Annotated in this window: 8 protein-coding genes; 6 read left to right on the forward strand and 2 right to left on the reverse strand. The window is 63.7% G+C overall.

What is annotated here, in order from left to right:
* On the reverse strand, positions 1-187 hold a 187-nt coding region (locus EOA36_RS23830), incomplete at its 3' end, for a TOBE domain-containing protein (protein WP_127279680.1).
* A gap of 175 nt (positions 188-362) precedes the next feature.
* On the opposite strand from EOA36_RS23830, the gene modA reads away from it, so the two are divergent.
* The 4 genes from modA to EOA36_RS23850 all read left to right on the forward strand — a co-directional run bounded on the left by modA (position 363) and on the right by EOA36_RS23850 (position 3,413).
* Positions 363-1,157 (forward strand): molybdate ABC transporter substrate-binding protein, encoded by a 795-nt coding sequence (gene modA, locus EOA36_RS23835; RefSeq protein ID WP_127279681.1) that lies wholly within the window; start codon positions 363-365, stop codon positions 1,155-1,157.
* A 26-nt stretch (positions 1,158-1,183) separates the two neighbouring features.
* A complete protein-coding gene (gene modB, locus EOA36_RS23840; protein ID WP_127279682.1) occupies positions 1,184-1,888 on the forward strand; it encodes a molybdate ABC transporter permease subunit in 705 nt (234 codons plus the stop codon).
* Positions 1,885-2,997: a molybdenum ABC transporter ATP-binding protein gene (modC, locus tag EOA36_RS23845; RefSeq protein WP_127279683.1), complete on the forward strand. Its 1,113-nt coding sequence runs from the start codon at positions 1,885-1,887 to the stop codon at positions 2,995-2,997. Before modB ends, modC begins: the two co-directional genes overlap by 4 nt.
* 74 nt (positions 2,998-3,071) lie before the next feature.
* Positions 3,072-3,413 carry a winged helix-turn-helix domain-containing protein gene (locus EOA36_RS23850; RefSeq protein WP_127279684.1) on the forward strand — a complete coding sequence of 114 codons (342 nt, stop codon included), beginning with the start codon at positions 3,072-3,074 and terminating at the stop codon, positions 3,411-3,413.
* Between the two features lie 43 nt (positions 3,414-3,456).
* Here EOA36_RS23850 and cobF read toward each other — a convergent pair whose 3' ends face one another.
* The gene (gene cobF / locus EOA36_RS23855) at positions 3,457-4,221 is read right to left on the reverse strand and encodes a precorrin-6A synthase (deacetylating) (protein ID WP_127279685.1); all 765 of its coding nucleotides are present in this window, start codon (positions 4,219-4,221) and stop codon (positions 3,457-3,459) included.
* A 182-nt stretch (positions 4,222-4,403) separates the two neighbouring features.
* Between cobF and EOA36_RS23860 the strand changes: the two genes are divergently transcribed.
* Positions 4,404-5,420, forward strand: coding sequence for a DUF4424 domain-containing protein (locus tag EOA36_RS23860; RefSeq protein ID WP_127279686.1), 1,017 nt, complete (start codon positions 4,404-4,406; stop codon positions 5,418-5,420).
* Entirely contained in the window at positions 5,420-5,938 is a 519-nt protein-coding gene (locus EOA36_RS23865; RefSeq protein ID WP_127279687.1) for a dihydrofolate reductase, read from the forward strand. The genes EOA36_RS23860 and EOA36_RS23865 overlap by 1 nt, the downstream gene beginning before the upstream one ends.
* Positions 5,939-6,179 lie beyond the last annotated feature (241 nt).

Raw genomic sequence — 6,179 nt, forward strand, 5'->3', positions numbered from 1 at the left:
CCGAGGCCGTGACCACGGCATAGGCCTGCTTGCCCTTTTCGAGCTTGAGGTCGGCGACGGCTTCGTTGGTGATCGATGCGGTGACGATGGTGCTGCCGCCAATGTCAATCCTGACGTGCGAGGTGGTGGCCCCCTTGACGATCTCGGTGATCGTCCCCTTGAGGACGTTACGGGCGCTGATCTTCATTGGCGTTCGCTTTCGCGGTTTATCCCCGGTCGTCTTATCAGAGCAATCAGGCGGCGCCACTGACAAGGCAAGATGGCGATTCAGTGGGGCTAGGCCTTCCCTTGTTATATCCATGCGGATATATCGGTCTGCGGGCATCGAGCCGATCGGATTTTGAACCCAGGGAGAGTTTTCGATGACGCGCAAAGGTTTCGGGTTGAGGGCGATCGCCATTGCCGGCTTTGCGGCTGCGTTGATGGCGGCAATGCCGGCAGCGCACGCGGAAGACAAGGTCGTGGTGTTTGCGGCGGCGAGCCTCAAGGATGCGCTCGACGCGGTGAACAAGGCCTGCGAAGCCGATGTCGGCGAGGCCGCGACCGTTTCCTATGCCGCGAGTTCGGCATTGGCCAAGCAGATCGAGGGCGGGGCACCGGCCGACGTCTTCATCTCGGCCGATCTCGACTGGATGAAATATCTCTCCGACAAGAAGCTGACCAAGCCCGATACCGAAGTGAAGTTGCTCGGCAACCAGATCGTGCTGGTGGCGCCGAAGGATTCGACGGTTGAGACCAGGATCGAGAAGGGTTTTGACCTCGCCAGGCTGGTTGGCGACGGCAAGCTCGCCATGGGCGACTTCAAGGCCGTGCCGGCCGGCAAATACGGCAAGGCGGCGCTTCAATCGCTCGGCGTCTGGTCCTCGGTCGAGGGCAAGGTGGCGCAGGCCGAGAATGTCCGTGCGGCGCTCAAGCTGGTTTCGACCGGCGAGGCGGCCCTCGGTATCGTCTATGCCACCGACGCGTACGCCGAAAAGGGCGTCAAGGTGGTCGGCACCTTCCCGGAGGATTCACATCCGCCGATCATCTATCCGGTTGCCCAGACCACCGATTCGAAGGACAAGGATACGATGGCCTTCCTGAAGTGCCTGCAATCCGCCAAGGCCGGCGCGCTCTTCAAGGAACAGGGCTTCACCGTGCTCACGCCGAGCAACTGACTTCGAAAAGGCCCCGATACCGCGCGATGAACTGGCTGCTGGACCTCACTCCCGACGAATGGAATGCGGTCCGGCTGTCCATCAAGGTGGCAACGGTCGCGATGCTCGCGAGTTTGCCGCCGGGCATAGCGATAGCGCTGCTGCTTGCCCGGGGGAAATTCTGGGGCAAGACACTGTTCAACGGGCTGGTGCATCTGCCGCTGATCCTGCCACCCGTGGTGACCGGTTATCTCTTGCTTTTGACTTTCGGAAGGCGCGGCCCGGCCGGCGCATTCCTGGCCGAACATCTCGGCATCGTCTTCTCGTTTCGCTGGACGGGTGCCGCCCTTGCCTGCGGCGTCATGGGCTTCCCTCTGATGGTGCGGGCGATCCGCCTATCGATCGAGGCAGTGGACCGCAAGATGGAGGCGGCCGCGGGGACGCTCGGCGCCAACCCCGTGTGGGTGTTCGGCACAATCACGCTGCCGCTGATCCTGCCCGGGCTGATCGCCGGCGCCATCCTTTCCTTCGCCAAGGCGATGGGCGAGTTCGGCGCGACGATCACTTTTGTCTCCAACATTCCTGGCGAGACGCAGACGCTGCCATCGGCGATCTACACCTTTACCCAGGTGCCGGGCGGCGATGAAGGGGCGCTGCGGCTGACGCTGATTTCCATCGTCATCTCGATGGCGGCGCTGGTCGCCTCTGAAGTGCTGGCGCGGCGCGTCGGGCGGCGGATGGACATCGAATGAGCGTCCTTGTCGACATCAGCCACCGGCTTGGCGATTTCGCCATCGATGCCCGCTTCGAGAGCGCCGGGCGGCTGACGGCGCTGTTCGGGCCGTCGGGCTCCGGCAAGACGACGCTGATCAACATGATCGCTGGGCTGATCCGGCCGGACAAGGGGCGCATCGAGATCGACGGCCGCGTTCTGGTCGACACCGGTGCCGGCATTTTCGTGCCAAGGCACAAGCGCCGTATCGGCATGGTGTTCCAGGATGCGCGCCTGTTTCCGCATATGAGCGTGATGAGCAATCTGCGCTATGGCCGTTGGTTCACGCCGGCGGCGGAACGCTACGCGGATATGGACAGTGTCGTCGAACTGCTCGGCATCGGCCCGTTGCTCGGGCGGCGACCGGCAAAGCTCTCGGGCGGCGAGAAACAGCGCGTGGCGATCGGCCGGGCGCTGCTTGCCAGCCCGAAGCTGCTGCTCATGGACGAGCCGCTGGCCTCGCTCGACGAAGCGCGCAAGGCCGAGATCCTGCCCTATATCGAACGGCTGCGCGACGAAACGAAGATCCCGATCGTCTATGTCAGCCATTCGGTCGCCGAGGTGGCGCGGCTGGCCAGCGACGTGGTGATGCTGGCGCAGGGCAAGGTCACCGCCAGCGGCCCGACCGAGGCCGTCATGCAAAGGCTTGACCTGTTGCCGGCCGAAGAGCGCGGCGAGGGTGGCGCCGTGCTGGACACGAAGGTACTGCGTCACGACGAGACTTTCGGCATGACAGTGCTCGGCTCGGCCGCCGGCGAGATCCGCGTGCCGCGCCTTGAAATGAAGCCTGGGGCTTCCGTGCGTATCCGCATTCGCGCTCGCGACGTGATGGTCGCCACGGAGAAACCGACGGGCCTCAGCGCGCTCAACATCCTGCCCGGCACGATTGTCGCGATCAGCCCGGGCGAGGGGCCGACGGTCGAAGTCGGCATCGACTGCAATGGCGCAACGGTGCTCGCCCGCATCACCGAACAGTCGCGGCAGGCACTGAAGCTGCGTCCCGGCGGCAAGGTTCTCGCGGTGGTCAAGACGGTGAGCTTCGACCGGGCGAACACCGGCGCCGGCTTGCCGCTCGAAGCCGACGGCTGACAGGGGTGGTGATCGCCGATATATTGTTTTGGAATAACGGTCGCTGAAGCTGAAGCGATCGTGGAGGAGCAAAAATGCCGTCGCTGAGCTTGCGGATAAATCTCGATCCGGATGGACGGATCGGTCCTGGCAAGATCGAGCTTCTGGAGCACATCGCCACGTTCGGATCGATCTCGGCCGCCGCGCGCGGCATGGAGATGTCCTACAAGCACGCCTGGGATCTGGTCGAGGACATGAACCGGGTGTTCGGCAAGCCGCTGGTCTCGGCGCAGACCGGGGGCCGCAAGGGCGGCGGCGCGCAGCTGACGACGGTCGGCCTGGCGGTGGTCAGCCGCTTTCGCGCCATCGAGCGCGCGGCGTCCGCCGCAGCGGCGACGCATATGGATGCGCTGCAGGCGGAGATCGAAGCGGGGTAGGGGGATAGTCAGTAGTCAGTAGGGATTAGGACAGCTTCACTACTCACCACTCCTGCTTCCGCAGCAAATACGTGTCCATGATCCAGCCCTTTTCCCTACGCGCTTCGTCGCGGCGCTTTTCGATCTCCGCGCCGACATCACCGAGGCGGCCGGAGATGATGATCTCGTCCGGTGTGCCGAGATAGGCGCCCCATTGGATGAAAAGATCCTGGTCGGCCAGCGTGTTGAAGGCGCATTTGCCGTCGAGCATGACGACGGCGCTGCCGGCATTGTCCGGCATGCCTTCCTCGGTCAGGCGGCGGCCGGTGGTGATCAGCACGGGATCGCCGATGCGGTTCAGCGCCGTTTTGTGACTGGCGGCCAGCGCCTGGATGGCTGTTATGCCGGGGATGACTTCCAGTTCGAAGGCGACATTGCCCCTCAGGCGCACGCGCTCGAGGATGCGCAATGCGCTGTCGTAGAGCGAGGGATCACCCCAGATCAGGAAGGCGCCGCAGCCATCCCCGGCGATCTCGTCGCGGATCAGTCCCTCGTAGATGACGGCGATCGCCTCATGCCAGTCGTCGACGGTCGAGCGATAGGAAGACGTTGGTTCGGCGCGCACCGGCACGTCGAACTCGACCCGGCGTGAGGTCGGGTTGGTGACGAAGCGGTCGCAGATGCCGCGCCGCAGGTCGGCGAGCTCTGTCTTGTCGGCGCCCTTGTCGGGAATAAACAGGACGTCCGCCCGGTTCAGGCCCGATATGGCCTGAACCGTCATGTGGTCGGGATTGCCGGCGCCGATGCCGATGACGAGAAGCTTGCGCATGGCGCGAACTCCTGCCCGATCGGAACCTGTTAGTCCAGACCGCGCGTGCGTGTCCAGACCGCATGCGTGTCCAGACCGCATGCGTGTCCAGCCGGTCACGCATGCCCTGGACGCGGAAGGGCTTTGAAACGCCGCATTGAAACGGCTAGGGTCATGAGGGCATTCTCGCCGAGGGGGCTTTCATGCTGCGATATATCTTGACCACCGCGCTGGCCCTGTCGGCGGCGCCTGCATTGGCCAACGACTCGGTTGCCGAACTTGGCACCGGCGGCCTGATCCTGTCGCGCAGCGATGCCGTGGCGATGCAAAGCGAGGACCTCTTCATCTCGCCGCAAAAGGTGACGGTCGACTACGTCTTCCACAACAACACCGACAAGGATGTCGAGGCGATCGTCGCCTTCCCGATGCCCGACATTTCAGGCGATCCCGAGGAGATGCCGGCGATCCCGGAAAACCAGAGCGACAATTTCCTCGGCTTCGAGGTGACGATCGACGGCGTGCCGGCAAAGCCGCAACTCGAGCAGAAGGTGTTCGCTCTCGGCATCGACGTCGGCGCCGATTTGAAGGCCCAGAACGTGCCGTTCAACCCGTTCGGCGATGCCGCCAAGGCGGCACTGGCGAAGCTTCCGCAAGCGGTGGCCGACGACTGGGTCAACCGCGGCATCATCATCGAGGACACTGTTGACGACAGTGGCGGCCAAAAACCCGGCTATGCGCCGTTCTGGCAATTGCGCTCGACCTATTGGTGGCGCTCGACCTTTCCGGCCAACAAGGACGTTCACGTCTCGCACCGCTACAAGCCTAGCGTCGGCGGCACGTCGTCGGTCAGCTTTTTCAATGAGGGCCAGTTCCAGGGCTCATACGCCGCCTACAAGACCCGCTACTGCATGGACGGCACATTCGAGAATGCGGTGCGCAGGGCGGCGAAGGACAATCCGGACGGCTATCCCAAATTCTACGAAAGCCGCATCGCCTATATCCTGACCACCGGCGGCAACTGGGCGGCGGGCACCATCGGCAAGTTCAAGCTGACCGTCGACAAGGGCAATCCGAAAGCCCTGGTCTCGTTCTGCGGCGACAATGTCAAAAAGGTCGGGCCGACGAGCTTCGAAATGACAGCGAAGGATTTCTATCCCGAGCATGATATCGATATCCTCCTGCTCGAACCGTCGGACAGCAATGGCGGGGACGCAAACTGATGCATGTCACGATCTACGTCGCCATTGCCGAGAACGGTGTGATCGGGCGGGAAGGCGGGTTGCCCTGGCGGCTCTCCACCGACCTCAAGCGCTTCAAGGCAGACACGATGGGCAAGCCCATCATCATGGGCCGCAAGACCTATGAAGGCATCGGCCGCCCGCTGCCGGGCAGGCTGAACATCGTGGTCACCCGCGACAAGGCCTGGCGCGCCGAGGGCGTCGAGGTGGCGCATACGCTGGAAGCCGCGATCCAGCTGGCGACCGTGCGCGGCCGCTGCATGAGCGGCGTCGACGAGGTCTGCGTCATCGGCGGCGGCGAGATCTATGCCCAGGCGCTGCCGCTGGCCGACCGTCTGCACGTCACCCATGTTCTGGCCGCCGTCGACGGCGATGCGCATTTCCCGCCGATCGACCCCGATACATGGCACGTGGTCAGTTCGCAGGAGGTTCCATCAGGAGAAAAGGACAGTCATGCGACGCGCTATACGGTTTACGAGCGCCGCCGCGAGATAGTTTGAAGACAAAAGCGCGATTGTAGGACGACAAAGGGTCGCTACCGGCCCAAATCCGATGAAGTCGGCGGGCGTCGCGTTGAAAGCGCGCCCTGGCGTCCCTATAGAAGAACGACACTGGATTTGCGCCGTAACCGCGGCGCTTGAGGGAATTCCAAGCGAAAGGACATTCATGCCCTGGAACGACAAAGGTGGCGGAGGCGGCGGCCCGTGGGGTGGCGGCGGTAACAACCAGGGCCCCTGGGGG

Source organism: Mesorhizobium sp. M8A.F.Ca.ET.021.01.1.1, assembly GCF_003998025.1.
Lineage (GTDB): Bacteria > Pseudomonadota > Alphaproteobacteria > Rhizobiales > Rhizobiaceae > Mesorhizobium.